Origin of the sequence: Chitinophaga sp. Cy-1792, from assembly GCF_011752935.1 — a bacterium.
In the GTDB taxonomy this organism is placed as follows: Bacteria; Bacteroidota; Bacteroidia; order Chitinophagales; family Chitinophagaceae; genus Chitinophaga.
On the sequence record NZ_VWWO01000001.1, the window covers coordinates 2318447 to 2338259 of the forward strand.

19 protein-coding genes are annotated in these 19813 nt (G+C 45.7%); 11 read left to right on the top strand and 8 right to left on the bottom strand.

The genetic code is table 11. The features are described 5' to 3' along the window. Nucleotides 1-203 precede the first annotated feature (203 nt). Both F3J22_RS09460 and F3J22_RS09465 read left to right on the top strand, forming a co-directional pair. On the top strand, nt 204-1025 hold the full coding sequence (locus tag F3J22_RS09460; RefSeq protein ID WP_167016463.1) for a thymidylate synthase: 822 nt from the start codon (nt 204-206) through the stop codon (nt 1023-1025). Nucleotides 1026-1034: 9 nt separating this feature from the next. Then, nucleotides 1035-1529: a dihydrofolate reductase gene (locus F3J22_RS09465; RefSeq protein WP_167016465.1), complete on the top strand. Its 495-nt coding sequence runs from the start codon at nt 1035-1037 to the stop codon at nt 1527-1529. Nucleotides 1530-1536: 7 nt separating this feature from the next. Here F3J22_RS09465 and dnaG read toward each other — a convergent pair whose 3' ends face one another. Beyond that, on the bottom strand, nt 1537-3510 hold the full coding sequence (dnaG, locus tag F3J22_RS09470) for a DNA primase (protein WP_167016467.1): 1974 nt from the start codon (nt 3508-3510) through the stop codon (nt 1537-1539). Between the two features lie 320 nt (nt 3511-3830). On the opposite strand from dnaG, the gene F3J22_RS09475 reads away from it, so the two are divergent. The 3 genes from F3J22_RS09475 (at nt 3831) to F3J22_RS09485 (ending at nt 6046) form a co-directional block, all read left to right on the top strand. After that, nucleotides 3831-5003, top strand: coding sequence for an acetyl-CoA C-acyltransferase (locus F3J22_RS09475; RefSeq protein WP_167016469.1), 1173 nt, complete (start codon nt 3831-3833; stop codon nt 5001-5003). A 198-nt stretch (nt 5004-5201) separates the two neighbouring features. Next, entirely contained in the window at nt 5202-5432 is a 231-nt protein-coding gene (locus F3J22_RS09480) for a hypothetical protein (protein WP_167016471.1), read from the top strand. Next, on the top strand, nt 5429-6046 hold the full coding sequence (locus F3J22_RS09485) for a hypothetical protein (RefSeq protein ID WP_167016473.1): 618 nt from the start codon (nt 5429-5431) through the stop codon (nt 6044-6046). The genes F3J22_RS09480 and F3J22_RS09485 overlap by 4 nt, the downstream gene beginning before the upstream one ends. A gap of 26 nt (nt 6047-6072) precedes the next feature. Here the strand turns inward: F3J22_RS09485 and F3J22_RS09490 are convergent, their stop codons facing one another. Beyond that, on the bottom strand, nt 6073-6735 hold the full coding sequence (locus F3J22_RS09490) for a hypothetical protein (RefSeq protein WP_167016475.1): 663 nt from the start codon (nt 6733-6735) through the stop codon (nt 6073-6075). Nucleotides 6736-6900: 165 nt separating this feature from the next. Here F3J22_RS09490 and F3J22_RS09495 point away from each other — a divergent pair, with 165 nt between their 5' ends. Next, nucleotides 6901-7884, top strand: a complete 984-nt coding sequence (locus F3J22_RS09495; RefSeq protein WP_167016477.1) for a pyruvate dehydrogenase complex E1 component subunit beta — start codon at nt 6901-6903, stop codon at nt 7882-7884. A 166-nt stretch (nt 7885-8050) separates the two neighbouring features. Here the strand turns inward: F3J22_RS09495 and cysM are convergent, their stop codons facing one another. Beyond that, nucleotides 8051-8932 carry a cysteine synthase CysM gene (gene cysM / locus F3J22_RS09500; RefSeq protein WP_167016479.1) on the bottom strand — a complete coding sequence of 294 codons (882 nt, stop codon included), beginning with the start codon at nt 8930-8932 and terminating at the stop codon, nt 8051-8053. Nucleotides 8933-8941: 9 nt separating this feature from the next. After that, nucleotides 8942-9745, bottom strand: coding sequence for a serine O-acetyltransferase (locus F3J22_RS09505; protein WP_167016481.1), 804 nt, complete (start codon nt 9743-9745; stop codon nt 8942-8944). A gap of 221 nt (nt 9746-9966) precedes the next feature. On the opposite strand from F3J22_RS09505, the gene F3J22_RS09510 reads away from it, so the two are divergent. The 5 genes from F3J22_RS09510 to F3J22_RS09530 all read left to right on the top strand — a co-directional run bounded on the left by F3J22_RS09510 (nt 9967) and on the right by F3J22_RS09530 (nt 14637). After that, nucleotides 9967-11151, top strand: a complete 1185-nt coding sequence (locus F3J22_RS09510) for a sigma-54 dependent transcriptional regulator (RefSeq protein WP_167016483.1) — start codon at nt 9967-9969, stop codon at nt 11149-11151. 11 nt (nt 11152-11162) lie between these two features. Further along, nucleotides 11163-11816 (top strand): alpha/beta fold hydrolase, encoded by a 654-nt coding sequence (locus F3J22_RS09515; protein WP_167016485.1) that lies wholly within the window; start codon nt 11163-11165, stop codon nt 11814-11816. Between the two features lie 120 nt (nt 11817-11936). After that, nucleotides 11937-13130 (top strand): signal peptidase I, encoded by a 1194-nt coding sequence (gene lepB / locus F3J22_RS09520; RefSeq protein ID WP_167016487.1) that lies wholly within the window; start codon nt 11937-11939, stop codon nt 13128-13130. Between the two features lie 35 nt (nt 13131-13165). Next, a complete protein-coding gene (locus F3J22_RS09525) occupies nt 13166-13654 on the top strand; it encodes a cytidine deaminase (RefSeq protein WP_167016489.1) in 489 nt (162 codons plus the stop codon). A gap of 110 nt (nt 13655-13764) precedes the next feature. After that, nucleotides 13765-14637 carry a lipopolysaccharide assembly protein LapB gene (locus F3J22_RS09530; protein WP_167016491.1) on the top strand — a complete coding sequence of 291 codons (873 nt, stop codon included), beginning with the start codon at nt 13765-13767 and terminating at the stop codon, nt 14635-14637. A gap of 200 nt (nt 14638-14837) precedes the next feature. Here F3J22_RS09530 and argS read toward each other — a convergent pair whose 3' ends face one another. From argS to F3J22_RS09550, 4 genes are all read right to left on the bottom strand, one after another. Next, nucleotides 14838-16766, bottom strand: coding sequence for an arginine--tRNA ligase (argS, locus tag F3J22_RS09535; RefSeq protein WP_167016493.1), 1929 nt, complete (start codon nt 16764-16766; stop codon nt 14838-14840). Between the two features lie 121 nt (nt 16767-16887). Then, on the bottom strand, nt 16888-17475 hold the full coding sequence (locus tag F3J22_RS09540; protein WP_167016495.1) for a porin family protein: 588 nt from the start codon (nt 17473-17475) through the stop codon (nt 16888-16890). Between the two features lie 156 nt (nt 17476-17631). Beyond that, nucleotides 17632-18201: a porin family protein gene (locus tag F3J22_RS09545; protein ID WP_167016497.1), complete on the bottom strand. Its 570-nt coding sequence runs from the start codon at nt 18199-18201 to the stop codon at nt 17632-17634. A 152-nt stretch (nt 18202-18353) separates the two neighbouring features. After that, entirely contained in the window at nt 18354-19718 is a 1365-nt protein-coding gene (locus tag F3J22_RS09550) for an OmpA family protein (RefSeq protein ID WP_240155030.1), read from the bottom strand. Between the last annotated feature and the right edge of the window lie 95 nt (nt 19719-19813).

Consider the following 19813-nt stretch of genomic DNA (forward strand, 5'->3'; position numbering starts at 1 on the left):
TTTTTGATGTGATGAGTTCTGGCACACAAAATACAGGGTCACAATGTTATCTTCGTATAGTCGTAACCTTCGCTGTTACGGTTTTGGAATTATTTCTGAAGATTACGAAAAATGCATCAATTCTGATTTTTTTTATTTGAGAGAATTATGTTATATTATTAACCCGCATTCAAGGATTTTTTTTCTTCGTATCTTGCCGCCTTATGGACCAGTATTTATCTTTATTACAACATATCATAGATCAGGGAGTAGTTAAAACGGATCGTACCGGCACCGGTACTACCAGCGTATTTGGCTATCAGATGCGCTTTAACCTCCAGGAAGGCTTTCCTGTGGTGACAACCAAGAAACTGCACCTGAAATCTATCATTTACGAGTTATTGTGGTTTTTAAAGGGAGATACCAATATCGCTTACCTGAAAGAACATGGCGTAAGCATCTGGGACGAATGGGCAAATGCCGATGGCGATCTCGGACCTGTTTACGGCAAACAGTGGCGCAGCTGGGAGTCACACGATGGTAAAGTGATCGATCAGATCACCGAAGCGGTAAATACCATCAAAAAGAACCCCGACTCCCGCAGGATCATCGTAAATGCCTGGAATGTGGGCGACCTGCCAGACATGGCGTTAAGCCCCTGCCACTGCCTCTTCCAGTTTTATGTGACGCCTCCTGATACAGCCAAAGGCGAAACCCGTGGTAAACTCAGCTGTCAGCTCTACCAGCGTAGTGCCGACGTTTTCTTGGGTGTCCCTTTCAATATCGCATCCTATGCGCTGCTCACCATGATGATGGCGCAGGTATGCGACCTGGATGCAGGCGATTTTGTACATACCTTCGGAGATGTACATCTCTACAGCAACCACATGGAACAGGCACAACTGCAGCTTACCCGCCAGCCGTTTCCATTACCAACAATGAAAATCAATCCGGACGTGAAAGATATCTTCGCATTTAAATTCGAAGACTTCGAATTGCAGAATTATCAGTTTCACCCGGCTATTAAAGCTCCTGTAGCAGTATAATCATCGCTTATGAAAACCATCTCAATTATTGTTGCCGCGGCAGAAAACAACGCCATCGGTATCAACAACCAGTTGCCATGGCGACTCCCGGACGATCTGAAGTATTTCAAAAATACAACTACAGGTAAGCCCATTATCATGGGACGTAAAACCTTTGAATCGCTGGGCAAGCCCCTGCCTAACCGTCCGAATATCGTGATCACCAGGCAGCCGGACTATGAACCGCAAGGCGTTATCGTGGTTGATTCCCTGCAGGCAGCCCTGGACTCGGCCAATACCTTCGAAGGCTCCGAACTCTTTATCACAGGGGGCGCACAGATTTTTGATATCGCTATGCCACTGGTGCAAAGGATCTACCTGACACGGGTATACGCAGTCGTAGAAGGGGATGCATTCTTCCCGGAAATTGATGGAAATATCTGGAAACTCGTTAGTGAAGACCGCCGCGAGGCCGATGAGAAAAATCAATATCCTTTTGCTTTCCAGATCTGGGAAAGAAGATAAGTAATAACTATTTAAAGATAACAGTACCCAGCCCCTGGGTCAGTTCTTTCTCGAGCTGCTTCAGGTGCTGGTGTAACTCCATACAACGCTTAATCTCCTCATAATCACTCAGTCTGCCAGCTTCTTCCTGGTTTTCTACCAGCATCTTTTTTATCTTCCTTAAAATCAAATAGTTACTGGTAGAAATCGTGTCTTTTAAGTACGCATTATCACCATATACGGTGTCAATTTCAAACCTTTCCTTCCAGTTCAGGCTCAAATCAGCTTCCCTGTCTTCCAGGATGAGGGCAATGTTTTTGGAGAGGTCCTGGTCTTCATGGTACAGGAACCATTTTTTATCAGGAATATTTCCTTCGTCGTAAATGCGTTTGTATTCGCGGAGAATACGTTTTACCAGCTCACTGTCTACCAATGATTCAAAATCATAGGGAAGATGAAATACATAGTCTGCTACCGTATTCTGTGCTTCGTCACTGAAAGGCTTATCGCCGAAGCGCAGGAGTATTTTTACCAGTTCTTTCTCCTGTTTTTCATCTTTGTTGAAGAGATTCTCGGCAGTATAGCCGGCTTCTGCTTCGGCCATGGCTTCCATGGCTGCGATGGCCTCATCGCTGAGGTCGTCGTCAGGGGCGTTATTATTGTTGCGGGATGTCTGTTCCCTTTTGGTAATGCGTTCCCGGATGAATTTATTTACCAGCTGTATCAGGCCTTGCTCGTCAATTTTCAGTACCTGACTGCACTGACGGATATAGTCCTGCTGTTTGGTAAAGTCTTCCGCCTTATCAATTTTGGATATGGTTTCGGCGATTTCGTTTACCAGCTGTGATTTCTTGACGCTGTCGTTGCCGGCGTCCTTCATGCTTATCTGCAGCTTGAAGAGAACGAAGTCCTGCTTGTTTTCTTCAATGAACTCGCGGAATGCGACTGCTCCTATGCGCTGTATGTAGCTGTCCGGGTCTTCTTTTTCCGGCAGCAGCACCAGTTTTACGTTAAGGCCTTCTTCAATGGCCATATCCAGACCACGTAAGGCGGCTTTTATACCGGCAGCATCGCCATCATAGATGATGGTGAGGTTGTTGGTATATTTTTTTATCAATCGTAGCTGGTCCTGGGTAAGGGAAGTACCACTGGAGGCCACAACGTTTTCCACGCCTGCCTGGTGCAGGGAGATAACGTCTGTATAGCCTTCCACCAGCAAACATTCATTCAGCTTGTCGATGGCATGGCGTGCAAAGTAGGTCCCGTACAGGACGCGACTTTTAACGTATATCTCGTTTTCGGGAGAGTTGATGTATTTGGGCGCCTTGTCTGATTTAACGAGGATACGGGCGCCGAATCCCAATACTTTACCGGATTGGTTGTGTATGGGAAAGATAACGCGTCCGCGGTAGTTATCAGCGGGCTGTTCATTACGGATGGTGACCAGACCTGTTTTTTGCAGGTATTCCAGGTTGTAGCCTTTTGCCGTGGCTGCTTTAACGAAAGCATCGCGGGTATTGAGGCAGTAGCCCAGCTGGAATTTACGGGTCGTTTCTTCTGTGAACCCACGTTCTTCGAAATAGCTGAGGCCAACGTTCTGGCCTTCTTCGGAGTTGAAGAGGGTATCAGCAAAATATTCTTTGGCGAAACCGTTGATGATATAGAGGGAGTCGGCCAGCTGGAGTTGTTGTTTCCGTTCTGCGCTGACTTCTGTTTCTTCTACTTCGATCTGGTATCGTTGTGCGAGCCATCTCAGTGCTTCTACATAGGAGTATTTTTCATGCTCCATGACGAAGCTGATCGCGTTGCCGCTAACGCCGCAACCGAAGCATTTATAGATCTCTTTGCTGGGTGATACGGTGAAGGAAGGGGTTTTTTCGTTGTGAAAAGGGCAGTTGCCAAGATAGTTGGCACCACGCTTCTTGAGCTTAACGAACGAACCAACAATATCCACAATATCTATGCGGTTGAGAATCTGTTGTATGGTGTTCTGAGTGATCACGAATTCAAAAAATCAACTGCAAACATAAGCCAAAATGTCTATTATAATGGACATTATATTCACAGATCGCAAAGAGCTCCCGCGCTCCGCGCGGGAGAAAAAATCCCGAATGGAATCGAAACCGCAGGTTTCGATTCCATTCGGGTAAACCATTCGGGTAGCATAATTTCTTCACCTATCCGGCAAAATCTTTGCGGAAATCTAACAAAAACATAAATTTTCATAATGTTTTTCGAAGCCTTCTCTGGCCGCTGGTCTTCCTCTTGAATTTCGTTATATTTGGAGATTAACAACATAAGCCAAACAATCTTTTTTATCAGATGAAAGAAGTATATATAGTATCTGCGGTACGCACACCAATAGGTTCATTCAACGGCGGTTTATCCGGTGTTTCAGCTACTAAGCTGGGTTCTACGGTAATTAAAGCAGCGTTGGAAAAGGCAGGTGTTGCCGGAGATCAGGTAAACGAAGTATATATGGGTAATGTGCTCAGTGCTAACCTGGGACAGGCGCCGGCAACGCAGGCTAGTCTGGGTGCGGGTTTGCCGGACACGATCCCTGCTACCACCATTAACAAGGTATGTGCTTCCGGTATGAAAGCGATTATGCTGGGGGCGCAAAGCATTATGCTGGGCGACAACGACGTAGTTGTTGCCGGTGGCATGGAAAGTATGAGCCAGGCTCCTTATTACCTGGATAAAGCCCGTACTGGTTACAGACTGGGACATGGCAATATCATCGACGGTATTATCCGTGATGGTTTGTGGGATCCTTATAAAGATTACCACATGGGTAATGCAGCGGAGCTTTGTGCTACAGAATATCACATCACCCGTGAAGACCAGGATGCATACGCTACGCAGAGTTATAAGCGTGCGGCAGCTGCCTGGGAAAAGGGTTACTATAAATCAGAAGTTATTCCGGTAGAGATTCCTGGCAAACAGGTTGTCACTGTTTCGGAAGATGAGGATTATAAAAAGGTAATTTTTGAGAAGATGCCTTCTTTGAAGCCTTCCTTCCAGAAAGACGGCACTATTACGGCGGCGAATGCCTCCAATATTAATGATGGTGCAGCTGCAGTGGTGCTGATGAGCGGTGAAAAGGTGAAGGAGCTGGGGCTGAAGCCGCTGGCTAAGATCATCAGCTTTGCAGATGCTTCTCAGGCGCCGGAGTGGTTTACCACTACGCCGGTGAAGGCCATCAACAATGCGTTGAAAAAGGCCAATCTGAAAATCACTGACATGGACTTTGCAGAGGTCAACGAAGCATTTTCCTGTGTACCTATTGCTAACGCCAAAGATCTGGCATTACCGATGGAAAAGGTGAATGTATGGGGCGGTGCAGTGGCGATGGGCCATCCTATTGGTTGCAGCGGTGCCCGTATTGTGGTGACGCTCAATTCCATCCTTCACCAGGAAAATGGCCGTTACGGTGTAGCGGGTATTTGTAATGGTGGTGGTGGTGCCAGCGCAATTATTATTGAAAAAGTTTAGAAGCAATATTTTAATTATTGAGTGACCTGCCCGTTTCCGGGCAGGTTTTTTTATGCCTGCCAGAATGATAATTTGAGGATCATTTTGATACCCAAATTATCATATAAATAATTGAATTATAATCACAAACGATTAACAAAAATATTTTTTGTGATGTTATATTTTTGACTACTTTTGAATTACTAAAATATTTAGCAAATGGAAAAAAAATTAATCGAAGTTGTAGTCAATGAAAATGGTTTTGTTGACTGGCGAGCAACTGAACTGGAAGAACAAAGAAAACTCAGAGAATTTCTTGAGTGCCGTGACGCTCAAATTGAATTAGATCCTTCAATAGGTTTGAGGGACTTAATTCGTGCGGGCATTATGGACGAGAATGCAAATTTTACTGAGCCTTACAAATCTTTAAACCAATTTAAAAGAAAATGAAAGTAATGACAGGTTTTCATGGATGCGATGCATCCACGCTTACAGCAGTTCTTGCTGGAGAAACAAATTTGCGCCCAAGTACAAACAGGTACGACTGGTTGGGACATGGAATTTATTTTTGGGAAGGTAGCCCTAAATCTGCACTTAGTTATGCAAAGGGTATTCAGAGTCAACCACACCGTGGTCGTGGCCTGATAACGAAACCTGCAGTTTTGGGAGCTATTTTGGACTTGGGTCGTTGTTTGGATCTTACAGATCCAATGAGCCTGGGAATCGTGAAAGACGCATATCTCAGACTTACAAAGATTGCCGAAAAGTACAATTTTTCTCTACCTAAAAATTTTAGTCCTGTTGGTAGTGATGTTGATAATGTTTTACGTGAGTTGGATTGTGCAGTTTTTAGTTCACTGCATGTCTATTATGAGGAAATTGGTGTAAAAGGATTTGACGCAATTCGTGCTCCTTTTTTAGAAGGCAAGCCGATATATCCAGGTTTAGGTTTTAGGGAGAAAACTCATATTCAGATTTGTATTAGAAATCCCCATTGTATCCAGGGCTACTTTAATGCACTTGATCCTCTTAATTTAGAGTATTATAAGTTGTCTGAATACTAACCCGGTTTCCCCCATCCCTTCGATTATTATTGCAGATACCCTTGTTTTAATGAAATGACGGTATCAATAGCATGAGTACCACCCACTGATAAAGTACCACCCTTTGAAGTAACTAACTGTATCCTGACACTGTCGTTACCCCTTTTTGTAAGTTTAATACCCTGCGGAGCCGCCTTTGGATCAATAATCTCCGGTGTCACCTTCTCGAAAAACCAATATTTATCTTCCACCATACTATAAACAGGATAGCGGGTAAGAATGCCTGTGGATTTTGTCTGGATGGCAAAGTCGTCATCGATTTTATACCGGTGATAGTCGCTGTCGCCATAGATGCTGAGTGCTACCAGGATGGTGAGCGTTCTGGTAAATGGTAGTATAAGCCCAATTAATAATACAAACGGAAAGGCAAATAATCCTGCCAGGTAATAATACCGGGCATTGATTTCCGGTTTGGAAATTCCATAAAGGAACAGTCCGCTTGCGGCATATAAGGTCAGGATGACGCGGTCTGTCTGGGCACCTTTGAAGCCATAGCCATTGATCATGAGCAGGAGGCTGAGTGCCGCCAGTACCATGAGAACGATGTGGATATTCCAGGTTAATAGCTCCAGTACAGGGAACTTAACGTGTTTTATACGAAAAGAAATGGCTGCTAAATAGGCCAGACTAAGGATCGTGATGGTTATCATCTGATCGGGTATGAAATCTAATTAAATACGAAAATATAAATATATGAAATATTTGATTTGTGTTACCTCCTTTTTTTTCCTTTGCTTTTTCATGAACAAACGATATTTTTGCCCTGCCTTGGATGAAACCGGGCAAATTAACTTTCAAACTTTATTAAGATTAGCATGCGTCAGATAGCTTTCAGACAAGCCTTAAGAGAAGCCCTGCAGGAGGAATTTCGCCGTGATGAACGGGTTTTCATAATGGGGGAGGAAGTAGCCGAATACAATGGTGCTTATAAAGTGAGCCAGGGAATGCTGGATGAGTTTGGTCCAAGACGTGTTATCGACACGCCAATTGCTGAACTCGGATTCGCTGCCATCGGTGTTGGTGCTGCACAGAACGGTCTCCGTCCGGTAGTTGAATTTATGACCTGGAACTTTGCTGTACTGGCTCTGGATCAGATCCTCAATACTGCTTCAAAAATGCTGGCAATGAGTGGTGGCCAGGTTGGTTGCCCTATCGTTTTCCGCGGCCCTAACGGTTCCGCTGGTCAGCTGGGTGCACAACACTCTACTGCTTTTGAAAGCTATTATGCCAATATACCAGGCCTGAAAGTAGTATCCGTATCTAACCCATACGATGCGAAAGGTCTCCTTAAAGCTGCCATCCGCGACGACGATCCGGTTATTTTCATGGAATCTGAGCAGATGTACGGTGATATGGGTGAAGTTCCTGAAGAGGAATATATCATCCCTATCGGTAAAGCTGATATCAAACGTGCCGGTAAAGACGTTACCATCGTTTCTTTCAACAAAATGATGAAAGTAGCACTCGGCGCCGCTGAAGAACTGGCTAAAGAAGGTATCGAAGCAGAAGTAATCGACCTCCGTACCATCCGTCCGCTGGACTGGTTCACCATCCTGGAATCAGTGAAGAAAACCAACCGCCTGGTAATTGTTGAAGAGCAATGGCCATTCGCAAGTATTTCTTCTGAAATCACTTACCGTATCCAGAAAGAAGGTTTCGACTACCTGGATGCTCCTATCCGTCGTATCACTGCTGTTGATGCGCCTATGCACTACGCTCCGAACCTGGTTAAACTGTACCTCCCTGATATTGAGCGTACCGTGAAACTGGTGAAAGAAGTAATGTACATGAAAAAGTAATCTCAACTTCTTCTATATAACGAAGGCCTGTCCGCAAGGACAGGCCTTTCTTATTTTATACCGGGGTGCGGGGTTTTCCGGGACACCTACGGTGTCCCGGAAAACCCCGCAATCAAAAAGGGCCACCGTCGGTGGCCCTTTTTGATTGCGGATTCGCAAAAATCTTCTATTTAAATAAATCTGAACTCAGGTATCTATCTCCTCTATCACAAATAATACACACAATAACACCACTTTTAAGCTCTTGAGAAACCCTCACAGCGGCTGCTACAGCCCCACCACTACTCATGCCGCAGAACACCGCTTCTTCCCGCGCCAGACGCTTTGTCATTTCCCTGGCTTCTGCTTCCGTAACATCCATAATCCTGTCTATCCTGGAACGATCAAAAATCTTAGGAAGATAGGCTTCCGGCCATTTGCGGATACCAGGGATCTTGCTGCCGTCGGTAGGCTGACAACCAACGATCTGCACATCCGGCTTTACTTCCTTCAGGAATTTGGAGACACCCATAATAGTGCCGGTAGTACCCATCGCACTCACAAAATGAGTGACCCTGCTCTGGGTATCACGCCAGATTTCGGGACCGGTTGTACGATAGTGCATCATATAGTTGTCCGGATTGGCGAATTGATTCAGCATCATATAACCACCCTTCTCCAGCTGTGCATTGGCATAGTCGATAGAACCTTCCATCGACTGCTCTTTAGGGGTAAGCGTCACTTTGGCACCATAGGCTTCCATCGTTAAAACACGCTCCTGTGTGGCATCTGACGGCATGACGATTTCTATCTCAATACCAAAGAGGTTGGCAATCATCGCCAGCGCAATACCCGTATTGCCACTGGTGGCTTCAATCAGCTTCATGCCAGGTTTCAGTTCGCCTCTGTCGAGCGCTCCCTTGATCATCCCATAGGCGGCACGATCTTTTACACTGCCACCGGGATTATTACCCTCCAGCTTTCCGTAAATGGTAACATTGGGGTTTACGGAGATCTTTTTAAGTTCCACCAGCGGGGTATTGCCCACCAGATCTAATATTGTAGCCATTTTATAGAATTAGAGTTCTGTTAATCTGTGTTCTGCCTTGTAATAAATACGGGAGAATGGCTCCACACTCTTAATCAGCCATACGTTACCACCAATGATGCTGTGATGCCCTACCACGGTGTCGCCGCCAAGTATGGTGGCGCCGGCATAAATAATCGTATGCTCTTCGATAGTGGGATGGCGCTTGTTGTGGGCCATCTCCTTATCTACGCTCAACGCGCCCAGGGTAACGCCCTGGTATATCTTTACGTGTGGCCCGATGACAGTAGTTTCACCAATGACCACACCGGTGCCGTGATCTATACAGAACCATGGTGCAATGACCGCTCCCGGATGAATATCAATACCGGTGCGGGCATGCGCCAGCTCCGTGATCATACGGGGAAGTAATGGAATATGCAATTTATGGAGGATGTGTGCGATCCGGTAGAATGCGACTGCATAAAATCCCGGATAGGCACGGATAACTTCGTATAAACAGGTGGCAGCGGGGTCGCCTTGTAACATGGCATCCGCGTCTTTGGTCAGTTCTTCATACATACCAGGAACGCGTTGCATGAAGTTCCTGCTGATGTCCCTGGCGCTGGCCGGCAACTGATGCTGCATTGGCTGCAGCAGGTGTTCCAGCTGCACTTCCAGCCTATGCCCATATTCTTCCAGTATGACAAGGTCTGCCATCACCTGGCCGGTATGTTCGGGAAATAACCAGTTAAGTAAGTTGCTCGCAAATTCATTTACTGCGCCTGTGGAGGGATAGGCGTTCGCAGCCGCCTGCTGGTGGCGCCGATTCAGTTCATCCAGAAAGTCATTCATATTAATCGGAATTACAGTGCCTGCCTGTTAATTTAGAATAAAAATACATATAAATCTACAAAGGTAGTAGACTATTTCTGATATTTAATCGCGCTGATTCATATTAAATTTCTTGCTCTTCATTGAACCTTAGTGGATAATAATTTTAGCAATTTAATATACGGCTCCTTTAGGAAGAATCTTTATTTTTGACGGTTGTTGATTAATCAATAAAACTGACTATGGCTAACATTTTAATAATTGACGATGAAAAAAGCATCCGTAAAACCCTGACGGAGATCTTAAGTTACGAGGGTTATAAGGTTGATGAAGCGGCTGATGGACAGGAAGGGTTTAAGCTCTTTAAAGAAAAGCAATACGATGCTGTATTGTGCGATATTAAAATGCCTAAAATGGATGGCCTGGAATTCCTGGAAAAGGCCAGGGAAGTGAATCCTGATATTCCTATTATCATGGTTTCAGGCCACGGAAATATTGATACGGCGGTAGACGCGGTTAAAAAAGGAGCATACGACTATATCTCCAAACCACCGGACCTGAACCGTCTGCTGATTACGCTGCGTAATGCAATGGATAAAACCACACTGGTAACAGAAACCAAAACATTGCGCCGTAAGGTGAACAAGGTGCCTGAAATGATCGGGCAGTCTGCACCTATTCTGAAAATTAAAGAAACACTGGAAAAAGTAGCGCCTACAGATGCACGTGTGCTGATCACAGGTGAAAACGGCGCCGGTAAAGAGCTGGTAGCCCGCTGGCTGCATGAACTCAGTCACCGTGCCAGCGGCCCGATGGTAGAGGTAAACTGTGCTGCTATTCCAAGTGAGCTGATAGAAAGTGAGCTGTTTGGCCATGAAAAGGGCTCTTTTACCTCTGCGGTAAAACAGCGCATTGGTAAATTCGAGCAGGCCAGCGGTGGTACGCTGTTCCTCGATGAAATCGGGGATATGAGCCTGAGTGCACAGGCAAAAGTGCTGCGTGCATTACAGGAAGGTAAAATTACCCGTGTGGGTGGCGATAAGGAAATCAGTGTGGATGTACGCGTTGTGGCGGCTACCAATAAAGATTTGCTGCGTGAAGTGGAAGAGAAGAACTTCCGGCTTGACCTTTACCACCGACTGAGTGTAATCCTGATACATGTGCCTTCACTGAACGACCGCAGGGATGATGTTCCTTTGCTGGTAGACAGCTTCCTGGACGCTGTTTGCGCTGAGTATGGCATTGCCCGCAAACAGATCGATAAGGATGCTATGAAGGCTTTGCAGCAGCATAACTGGTCCGGTAATATCCGTGAGCTGAGAAACGTGGTGGAAAGACTGGTGATTCTTTCCGGCAAAACCATTTCTGTAGAGGATGTGGACGATTTCGTAGTGCCAAACAGAGATAAGAAGAAAGTCAATTCCTGATATTTTCCGATATGGCAAAGCATCTATACATGATAAGCGGGCTGGGAGCAGACGATCGCGTGTTTGGGCGGTTGCAGTTCCCCGAGGATTATCAGTTGCATTACCTGCCCTGGATAACACCATTGCCGGATGAGCCCATCAGCAGTTATGCCGCCCGTATGGCGGCCGGTATCACTGCTGATGGCCCGGTATACCTTGCCGGCCTTTCCTTTGGCGGCATGTTGAGTGTTGAAATTGCCAAACTCCGGCCGGTAGCGCAAACGATTCTTATTTCCAGCATTAAGCATAAAACGGAAAAGCCGGCCTATTTCAACTGGGTGCTGCGGCTGGGATTAAATAAGCTCCCGGATTTCATTGTTTTTCAGAACAGGGCCCCTGTAGTGGAGTATTACATGGATATTAAATCTCCGGAAGAAAAACAGCTGCTGAAGGAATATCTTGCCAAAAAAGATTATTTCTATACCAGGTGGGCCATCAATACCATTCTTAACTGGCAGAATGAGTATGTTCCGGAGAATATTATTCATATCCATGGAGATAAAGACCATCCTTTCCCCATAAAGTATCTTCAACCTACGCATGTGCTGAAGAATGCCGGACATTTTATGATCTGGAACAGAGCCGAGGAAATCAACCGGATACTCGCTGTCGTATTGAAAAAGTAGTTTTGCCGTAAATCGGTGGGTATTAAGCTATTTTTAAGAAAACTTTTCCTATATAAAAGATGGAAGGATACGACAGAATATTATATTTGCCTTTTTAAGCATTTAATCAAGCCTAACTGAATGAACCTGGCATTTTGGAAAAATAACAAAGACAAGCAGCCTAAGAAAAAGAAGTCTACGGCAAGAGAATGGCTGGACGCTGGTATTTTCGCTATTATCGCTGCTACCCTGATCCGCACCTTTATTTTTGAGGCCTATACCATTCCTACTCCATCCATGGAGAAGACGCTTCTTGTGAATGATTTCCTCTTTGTAAGTAAGATCAGTTATGGTCCGCGCATACCAATGACACCGTTGGCAGTGCCTTTTGTGCATCATACTATGCCTTTCACCAGAAATACCCCTGCTTATTCTGAAGCGGTTAAATGGAAATACAGACGTTTACCGGGTATGTCTGATGTTAAACGCTATGATGTAGTGGTTTTCAACTTCCCTGAAGGTGATACCGTAGCTCTGGATGCGGTTGATCCAAGCTATTACCACATGGTACGTCAGTCTGGCTGGGATGCTGTAAACAACCAGTTTAAAGTAATTCACCGTCCGGTAGATAAAAGAGAGAACTATATCAAGCGTTGTATGGCACAGGCCGGCGATACGCTGCAGATCAAACATGGCGCTGTGTATATCAATGGCCAGGCAGCACCGGTTCCTCCGGGTAGCCAGCACCGTTATGTGGTTGAAACCACTGGTGATGCCATCAATCCTGCCCGTCTGGAAGATCTGGGCATTGTTGGACCGGATTACACGCTCAATACCGGCAAATTTGCCTACAATATGACACCAGCACAGGCTGAGGCCATCAAGAACCTGGGCCCGATTGTGAAAAGCGTGTCTGTATTTGAAGATTCTGACTTTAATTCTGCCTACGACTATACCGATATTTTCCCGCATGACACCGCGCATTATAAATGGACAGAAGAGAACTTCGGCCCGTTGTATATTCCAAAGAAAGGCGCTACCGTTAAGCTGGACGAAAGTAATATCGCTATCTATGACCGTATTATCCGTGTTTATGAAGGTAATACCCTCGAGCATAAGGATGGCAAGTTTATCATCAATGGTCAGCCTGCTGACAGTTATACCTTCAAATTCAACTATTACTGGATGATGGGTGATAACCGCAATAATTCACTGGATTCCCGCTACTGGGGCTTTGTTCCGGAAGATCATATTGTGGGTAAGGCATGGATGATCTGGATGAGCTATGGTGAAGGTGGTATCCGCTGGAGCCGTTTATTCCGAACGATTAAATAATCAATTAATAACCCCATTTAACCATATAGACAGCTATGGAAAAACACCTGCAACAATTTGAATTTTCTGTGTACGACGATATTACTGGTCTGAATGATGCAGATGCCTGGCTACTGAACGAAGCAAGAGAAGTTACGCAACATGCGTACGCACCATATTCACATTTCCAGGTTGGAGCGGTTATGCGCCTGGTAAACGGCGAAATTATTGCCGGCTCCAACCAGGAAAATGCCTCTTTTCCTATCGGACTTTGTGCAGAACGTGTAGCATTGGCAGCTGCCGCTTCCGTTTACCCGGAAGTAGCTATCGAAACTATTGCTATCAGTTATCACAATGTAAACGGGGAAAGCGGACACCCTATTTCTCCATGCGGTATCTGCCGCCAGTCGCTCGCTGAAACTGAAAACCGTCAGCAGGAGCCTATCAGACTTATACTGGGTGGCCTCAGTGGTAAGGTATTTATTATAGAAAGAGCCAATGACCTGCTCCCGCTTGGGTTCTCAGGAAGTGAGCTTTCTATATAATTTCTTCCTCTATCTATAAAAAATAATAGTAATATTTAAATTATATATTATTTATATTTGTTGGTATCGGTAAATACCAGCATATGATATCCTGTCGAAAAATCTGTCTGATGGTCATTGGACTGCTGTTTATGCTATCTGCATATGCAGGAGTAAAGCCGTCTTCCGGGGATAAGGCGAAAGCGCTTTGTCAGGAAGGGATAGCCATGAAGAAAGCAGGAAATCAGCCGGCGGCAATAAGGCTTTTCAATGCGGCGATATCTGCCGACAGTACCTATACTGAAGCATATTGTGAATTGGGAGATACTTACTTTGTAAGCAGGAAGTACCAGGAAGCATTGGTAACCTGTACCAGGGCAAGAAAACTTGGCGCAGCAACAGTTAGCCGGTTAATAGGTCTGAGTTATTACCAGCTGAACCGCTACGACGAAGCATTGGAAGCTTTAGAAGAGGCCAGTGCTGAGGAGCCTTCCAACGGCGCGATTCCTTTTCGGATAGCCCGGCTTTATGCCCAGCGGGGTGATTATATGCAGAGCATCCGTTATTACCGGTCTGCGCTGCAACTGGATAGTTTACATGCAGAGGGATGGTATGAGCTGGGGATGATGCAATATAACGTGGCTGACTATACGGAGGCTTCATCTGCATTCAAACGAGCACTGGACGCAGGTTTTACACCTGACGCAACCTTCCTGCTGCACGCAGGAGTGGCAGCGATGCAGGCGGGGCAGTTAGATAAAAGTCTGACTTTTTTGCAGCAGGCATATGACAGGCATCCTGAAGATGAGACAATACTTTTTAACCTGGCGCATGTGACCTATAATATGGGTGATTTTGCAGCTGCAGTAGTACATTGGGAGCAATTGCTACAACGCAGGCCCGCAGATGCTTTTGTGAAATATATGCTGGGAAAGGCTTATATAGGTTCCGGAGCGCTGGAAAAGGGGAGAGCCTTGTGTGATGCCGCGGCGGCAGAGAAATAGCGATTAATACGTTACCGTAAAGCCGGTAACAGGAAAATATTCGTCACAGTGGAGAGGTAGTAAAAAACGATGATTAACGGGAAAGGCAGGCTTCCGGATCATTGTACTGATTGCTGTGGCATCTTCTTCGGCAGTATTGGCCACGGTGGCTGCAAGCTGCTAACGCTGCGAACCGGTTCCGGTCCGCAGCGTTTTTTATTTTACATACGTTCAGGTACACGGATACCCAGTAACTGCATGCTTTTGGCAATGGTGTTGGCAGTCATCTGGATGATCTGTAAACGTAATTTTTTCTTGTCTTCACTGGCCGCTTTCAGGATAGAATAAGTTGGTACTCCTTCTACTTTTTCAGCATAGAAAGAGTTGAACAACTGTGCCAGCTGGAAGGCGTAGTTGGCGATTACAGAAGGACTCATTTCACGGTGTGCATCTGCAATAATGCCAGGGAACTGCTCATTCAGGGAGATCAGTTCTTTCTCCAGTGGCAGTAATGCACCTGCATAAACGAATGAGCTCAGATCCGGTACCTGGCCTACTTCACGGAGTATAGACTTGATACGTGCGTGTGCGTATTGGATAAACGGACCTGTAAAGCCTTGCAGTTCGATAGACTCTTCCGGATTGAAGATCATCTTCTTCTTAGGATCTACGCGGAGGAGGAAGAACTTCATGGCGCCAAGACCAATGGTTTCGTATAATTCATCCAGCTCGTTCTCTGAAAAGTCTGCCAGTTTCTTGCCGGCTTCCTGGGTTTTATCGGCAGCGGTTCTGATCATTTCATCGATCATGTCATCTGCGTCTACAACGGTACCTTCACGGCTTTTCATACGGCCATGTGGCAGTTCCACCATGCCATAGCTGAGGTGGAAGATACCAGGAGCAGCAGGTTCGCCGAGTTTCTCAAGGATCAGTTTCAGCACTTTGAAGTGGTAGTTTTGTTCATCTGCCACAACATAGATGCTTTGGTCCATCTGGAAGTCATCGTATTTCAGGCGTGCCGTACCGAGGTCTTGTGTCATATACACGGAGGTGCCATCGCCACGGAGCAGGAGTTTTTCGTCGAGGCCGTCGTTGGTGAGGTCGATCCATACGGAGTTATCTTCTTTTTTGAAGAGCACACCTTTACGGAGGCCGTCTTCCACGAGGTCTTTACCGAGCAGGTAGGTCTGGCTTTCGTAGTACATTTTATCGAAATCGATGCCCAGTCTTTTGTAGGTAACATCGAATCCTTCGTATACCCAACCATTCATGATGGCCCAGAGTTCCCTTACTTCGGGGTTTCCGGCTTCCCATTGCTGGAGCATGATTTTAGCCTGCAACATAATTTCAGTTTTGTTGCGTGCCATTTCCTTGATATCGCCCATGATTTTGGACACTTTGTCCTCATCAGCTTTAACTTCCGGTTTATGGATGGCGGTAACCAGTTTCTCCAGTTTCTCGATTTCGGTGGCGTTGAAGTCCTGGAAGTCGCGTTCGAGGATACGATCGATGATAGGTTCGGCCTGTTCTTTTACGACAGATTCGAATTTCACATAGTAGTCTCCAACGAGGTGGTCACCTTTGATGCCGGTAGTCTGAGGGGTATCGCCGTGGGCGAATTCCTGCCATGCCAGCATGGATTTACAGATATGAATACCGCGGTCGTTGACGAGGTTAGCTTTAATAACTTCGTAACCGTTCGCTTTCAGGATTTCTGCAATGGAGAATCCGAGGAAGTTATTACGGAGGTGACCGAGGTGTAAAGGTTTATTGGTATTCGGAGAAGAATATTCCACCATGATTTTTTTACCATTGGAAGATTTTATTCCGAAGTGTGTGTTGGTATGTTGTTGCTGGATGAAGGTAGTCCAGAAGTGCTGGCTGATAACGAGGTTCAGGAAACCTTTTACCACGTTGAATCTGGCGATGAGTTCAGGATTATTTTCCTGGAGGTATTCACCGATGCGAATGCCTGTTTCATCTGGTTTTTGTCGGCTGAATTTTGTGAATGGGAAAACTACAATGGTATATTCACCTTCGAATTCAGGTTTGGTAATATTGACAGAGATGTCAGATTCTGATACCTGTTGGTCGTAAAGTGACTTAACGGCGGCCACTGCGGCCGTTCTGATTAATTGTACAACACTCATGCTGAAAATGGTTAATGCGAGCAGCAAATATAATTCAGAAAGGTGAGAAGTGCGTTTAAGTAAAAGAAAAAGCCACGCTGACCGTCAGGCTGCGTGGCTGAATATGTTATGTAAAGCTGGATTAGAACTGGTAGAACAGTCCGAATTGGGCAACGGAGTTTTTAGATTCAGCGTTGACGAGGATACTGTTGTTGTTGTAAACATTAGACAGGCCGAAAACGTACCTGGCGTTGACACCGAAATTGTCGGTGATTTTGAAGCCGCAACCGAGACCCAGGCCGAAGTCGGCGGTGGTCATTCTGTCTTTAATATCAGATTTGGTGGAGCCGTTTTTGATTTTAGCACTCAGGAGGAAACCGATTTGCGGGCCTGCTTCCACGAAGAAGCTGGGAACGATGGAGTATTGCACCATTACCGGGATGTTGATGTAGCTGGTGTTGAGGGTTCCTTTCATAAAGGTTATACCGGCTACGTTCCAGTTAACATCGGCGCCCTGGCCGGAGTAGATAAGTTCTGGTTGAATAGCCCAATCTTTTGTCAGACCAACATTAACAAAACCGCCGGCATTGAAATTGGCGATGGCTTTATTATCGTAATTGGTCATTTTGGCGACGTTCAGACCACCTTTGATACCGAAGTTAATGTTTTGGGCCTGGGCTGTCAGTAAAGTGCCGATGGCCAGTAAACCTGACAGGATAAGTTTTTTCATGATATGTTTTTTTGAGCCGTATCGAAGCGACAATAACTGTGCCGGATATATGAAATTATTGGCAGGGATGGGGTCAGACGATCCGTCATTTTTGCATAAAAAAAGCATCTGCCTGCTGGCAGATGCTTTTTTAGATAATTTTTTCTAAAGTTGAGCTTAGAACTGATAGAACACACCAACCTGTGCGATAGCATTTTTGGTTTTTTTATCTCCCTCATCTTCTTTAAATGCGTCAGAAACACCGAATACATATCTGGCGTTTACACCGAAGCTTTTGGTGATTTTGAAGCCGCAACCTAAGCCGAGGCCGAAGTCTGCACCTTTCATTTCACTTTTAATGTCTTCTGATTGGCCAGCAGCTTTCATCTTAGCGCTTGCCAGGATGCTTACCTGTGGACCTGCTTCAACGTAGAAGCTAGGAACGATATGGTATTGAACCATTACTGGTACACTGATATAGCCTGTGTTAATCGTTGCATCTACCTCTTTGCTGTCAGATTTGGCACCTTGACCAGAGTACAGTACTTCTGGCTGGATAGCCCAGGTTTTACCGAGGCCGATGTTAACGAAACCGCCACCGTAGAAGGATGCTTTAGATTTTGCTTCTTCCAGATGAGTCATACTTGCTACGTTCAGACCTGCTTTCAAACCGAAGTGAATGCTCTGTGCTTTCGCGCCTACTAATGAACCTGCTACTAAGAGAGTTGACAGAATAACTTTTTTCATGATATATTAGGATTTGGTTCTTAGGGTTTGGCAAGAAGCGTGCCGACTATGCCAAAACGTATAAAAATATTTTGTACTGGATAAATATAGAAGGGACAGACGAAAGCGTCTGTCCCTTCTATATTATATAATTACAGAGAAAAAATCAGCGATTAGAATATGGTGAATTCTACGCGTCTGTTTTTCTGTCTTCCTTCGGCGGTTTTATTGCTGGCAATAGGCTGTGAAGGGCCATAGCCTTTGGCTTCGATCCTGTTAGGCAGTACACCTCTTTCGACCAGGTATTGTTTAACAGCTTCTGCTCTTTCGCGGGAGAGTTCCATATTGCGTTTGAGGGAACCTACGTTATCGGTATGCCCTGAGAGTTTAAGGTTCAGGTTTTTGCGTTTGAGCAGGTCGGCAACACGGTCGAGTGCAGCGTAGGAGTGTTCTTTGATGGTCGCTTTGGCGAAATCGAATTCCAGGTTTTGGATGGCTTCTTTTACGATGCGGTTATCCTCTTCTGTGATGGTAATTTTTTCTTCGACTTTAGGAGGTTCTGGTAATGGGCATCCGGAGCCATCTACTTTTACGCCGGCAGGCGTGCCAGGGCATTTATCGAAGAAATCGGACACACCGTCATTGTCTGAATCTTTTGTCAGTTTATCTACTTCAGCCGACAACCTGGCATTATTAGCCGCCGATGCGTCGAGTTGTGTGCGGAGGGCAGTTTTCTGGGCTTGCAGTTCATCATACATTTGTTTTGCAGGATTATGGAACTGCAATTGTGGCTTGCCTTTGCGGCCGAGGGCAAACTCGATACCTACGTGGCCATAGGAGAATTTGTCTTTATTTGGGCCATGCGGATAGCCGTCGAGGTTATCACCATCAACGTAGTACATCGTATAGCCGAGGTCGAGATTGATCAGTTCGGAGAGGTTGAATTTGATACCGGCACCTACAGGTATTACCAGTTCGCTGATAGTACCGCTGGGTTTATAGTCGTAGCTGGTACCGTTTGTCAGTGTCAGGGTGGGGCTATAACCTGCCAGACCACCGCCCACAGAGGCATACAGGGTGGCAATATTTTTACGTGTCAGCCAGTTGACGGTCGTGATATTGAATACAGCGTTCAACGTACCGGTGTATTTCAGTTTGGTCGTGTATTTCTCGAAGGGGCTGGCTAGTGGCTGGCCGTTGCCCAGGTTTTTGCTGTTATCGGCTTTTAGCTGGCCACCGAGATAATCGAGGCGCAGGCCGAAGAAATGGAAGATCTGGTACTGTACATAGGCGCCGTAGCCGAAGTCAGCTTTCCATTTGGTAAAATCGTTGGTGCCGCCGGTAGCTGCAACGGGGGCGAGGATACCGCCGTTTACACCGATATACCATTTTTTGTAGTCTTTCATGCCCTGGAACAGCGGCGCTGCGGGTTGTGGAGTAGTGATCGTAGTCGTGGATGCTTCATCCTGCGCTTTCGTCACTTTTGGCAGGAATGCCAGCAAAACAATGGCAATATGCCACAGCATGGATTTTTTCATGGGAATGTGCATTAGTGAAATAATTGCTAAAAAACCTTACTGGTCGGGGATAATAGTAACGTGAGTGCGGGCAGAGGTTATGAACAATCAGGCCG

Bases quoted from the DNA above. Each gene is read 5' to 3' on its own strand.
- F3J22_RS09460 (WP_167016463.1), top strand. From the start codon at position 204: ATGGACCAGTATTTATCTTTATTACAACATATCATAGATCAGGGAGTA.
- F3J22_RS09465 (WP_167016465.1), top strand. From the start codon at position 1,035: ATGAAAACCATCTCAATTATTGTTGCCGCGGCAGAAAACAACGCCATC.
- F3J22_RS09475 (WP_167016469.1), top strand. From the start codon at position 3,831: ATGAAAGAAGTATATATAGTATCTGCGGTACGCACACCAATAGGTTCA.
- F3J22_RS09480 (WP_167016471.1), top strand. From the start codon at position 5,202: ATGGAAAAAAAATTAATCGAAGTTGTAGTCAATGAAAATGGTTTTGTT.
- F3J22_RS09485 (WP_167016473.1), top strand. From the start codon at position 5,429: ATGAAAGTAATGACAGGTTTTCATGGATGCGATGCATCCACGCTTACA.
- F3J22_RS09490 (WP_167016475.1), bottom strand. From the start codon at position 6,735: ATGATAACCATCACGATCCTTAGTCTGGCCTATTTAGCAGCCATTTCT.
- F3J22_RS09495 (WP_167016477.1), top strand. From the start codon at position 6,901: ATGCGTCAGATAGCTTTCAGACAAGCCTTAAGAGAAGCCCTGCAGGAG.
- cysM (WP_167016479.1), bottom strand. From the start codon at position 8,932: ATGGCTACAATATTAGATCTGGTGGGCAATACCCCGCTGGTGGAACTT.
- F3J22_RS09505 (WP_167016481.1), bottom strand. From the start codon at position 9,745: ATGAATGACTTTCTGGATGAACTGAATCGGCGCCACCAGCAGGCGGCT.
- F3J22_RS09510 (WP_167016483.1), top strand. From the start codon at position 9,967: ATGGCTAACATTTTAATAATTGACGATGAAAAAAGCATCCGTAAAACC.
- F3J22_RS09515 (WP_167016485.1), top strand. From the start codon at position 11,163: ATGGCAAAGCATCTATACATGATAAGCGGGCTGGGAGCAGACGATCGC.
- lepB (WP_167016487.1), top strand. From the start codon at position 11,937: ATGAACCTGGCATTTTGGAAAAATAACAAAGACAAGCAGCCTAAGAAA.
- F3J22_RS09525 (WP_167016489.1), top strand. From the start codon at position 13,166: ATGGAAAAACACCTGCAACAATTTGAATTTTCTGTGTACGACGATATT.
- F3J22_RS09530 (WP_167016491.1), top strand. From the start codon at position 13,765: ATGGTCATTGGACTGCTGTTTATGCTATCTGCATATGCAGGAGTAAAG.
- argS (WP_167016493.1), bottom strand. From the start codon at position 16,766: ATGAGTGTTGTACAATTAATCAGAACGGCCGCAGTGGCCGCCGTTAAG.
- F3J22_RS09540 (WP_167016495.1), bottom strand. From the start codon at position 17,475: ATGAAAAAACTTATCCTGTCAGGTTTACTGGCCATCGGCACTTTACTG.
- F3J22_RS09545 (WP_167016497.1), bottom strand. From the start codon at position 18,201: ATGAAAAAAGTTATTCTGTCAACTCTCTTAGTAGCAGGTTCATTAGTA.
- F3J22_RS09550 (WP_240155030.1), bottom strand. From the start codon at position 19,718: ATGAAAAAATCCATGCTGTGGCATATTGCCATTGTTTTGCTGGCATTC.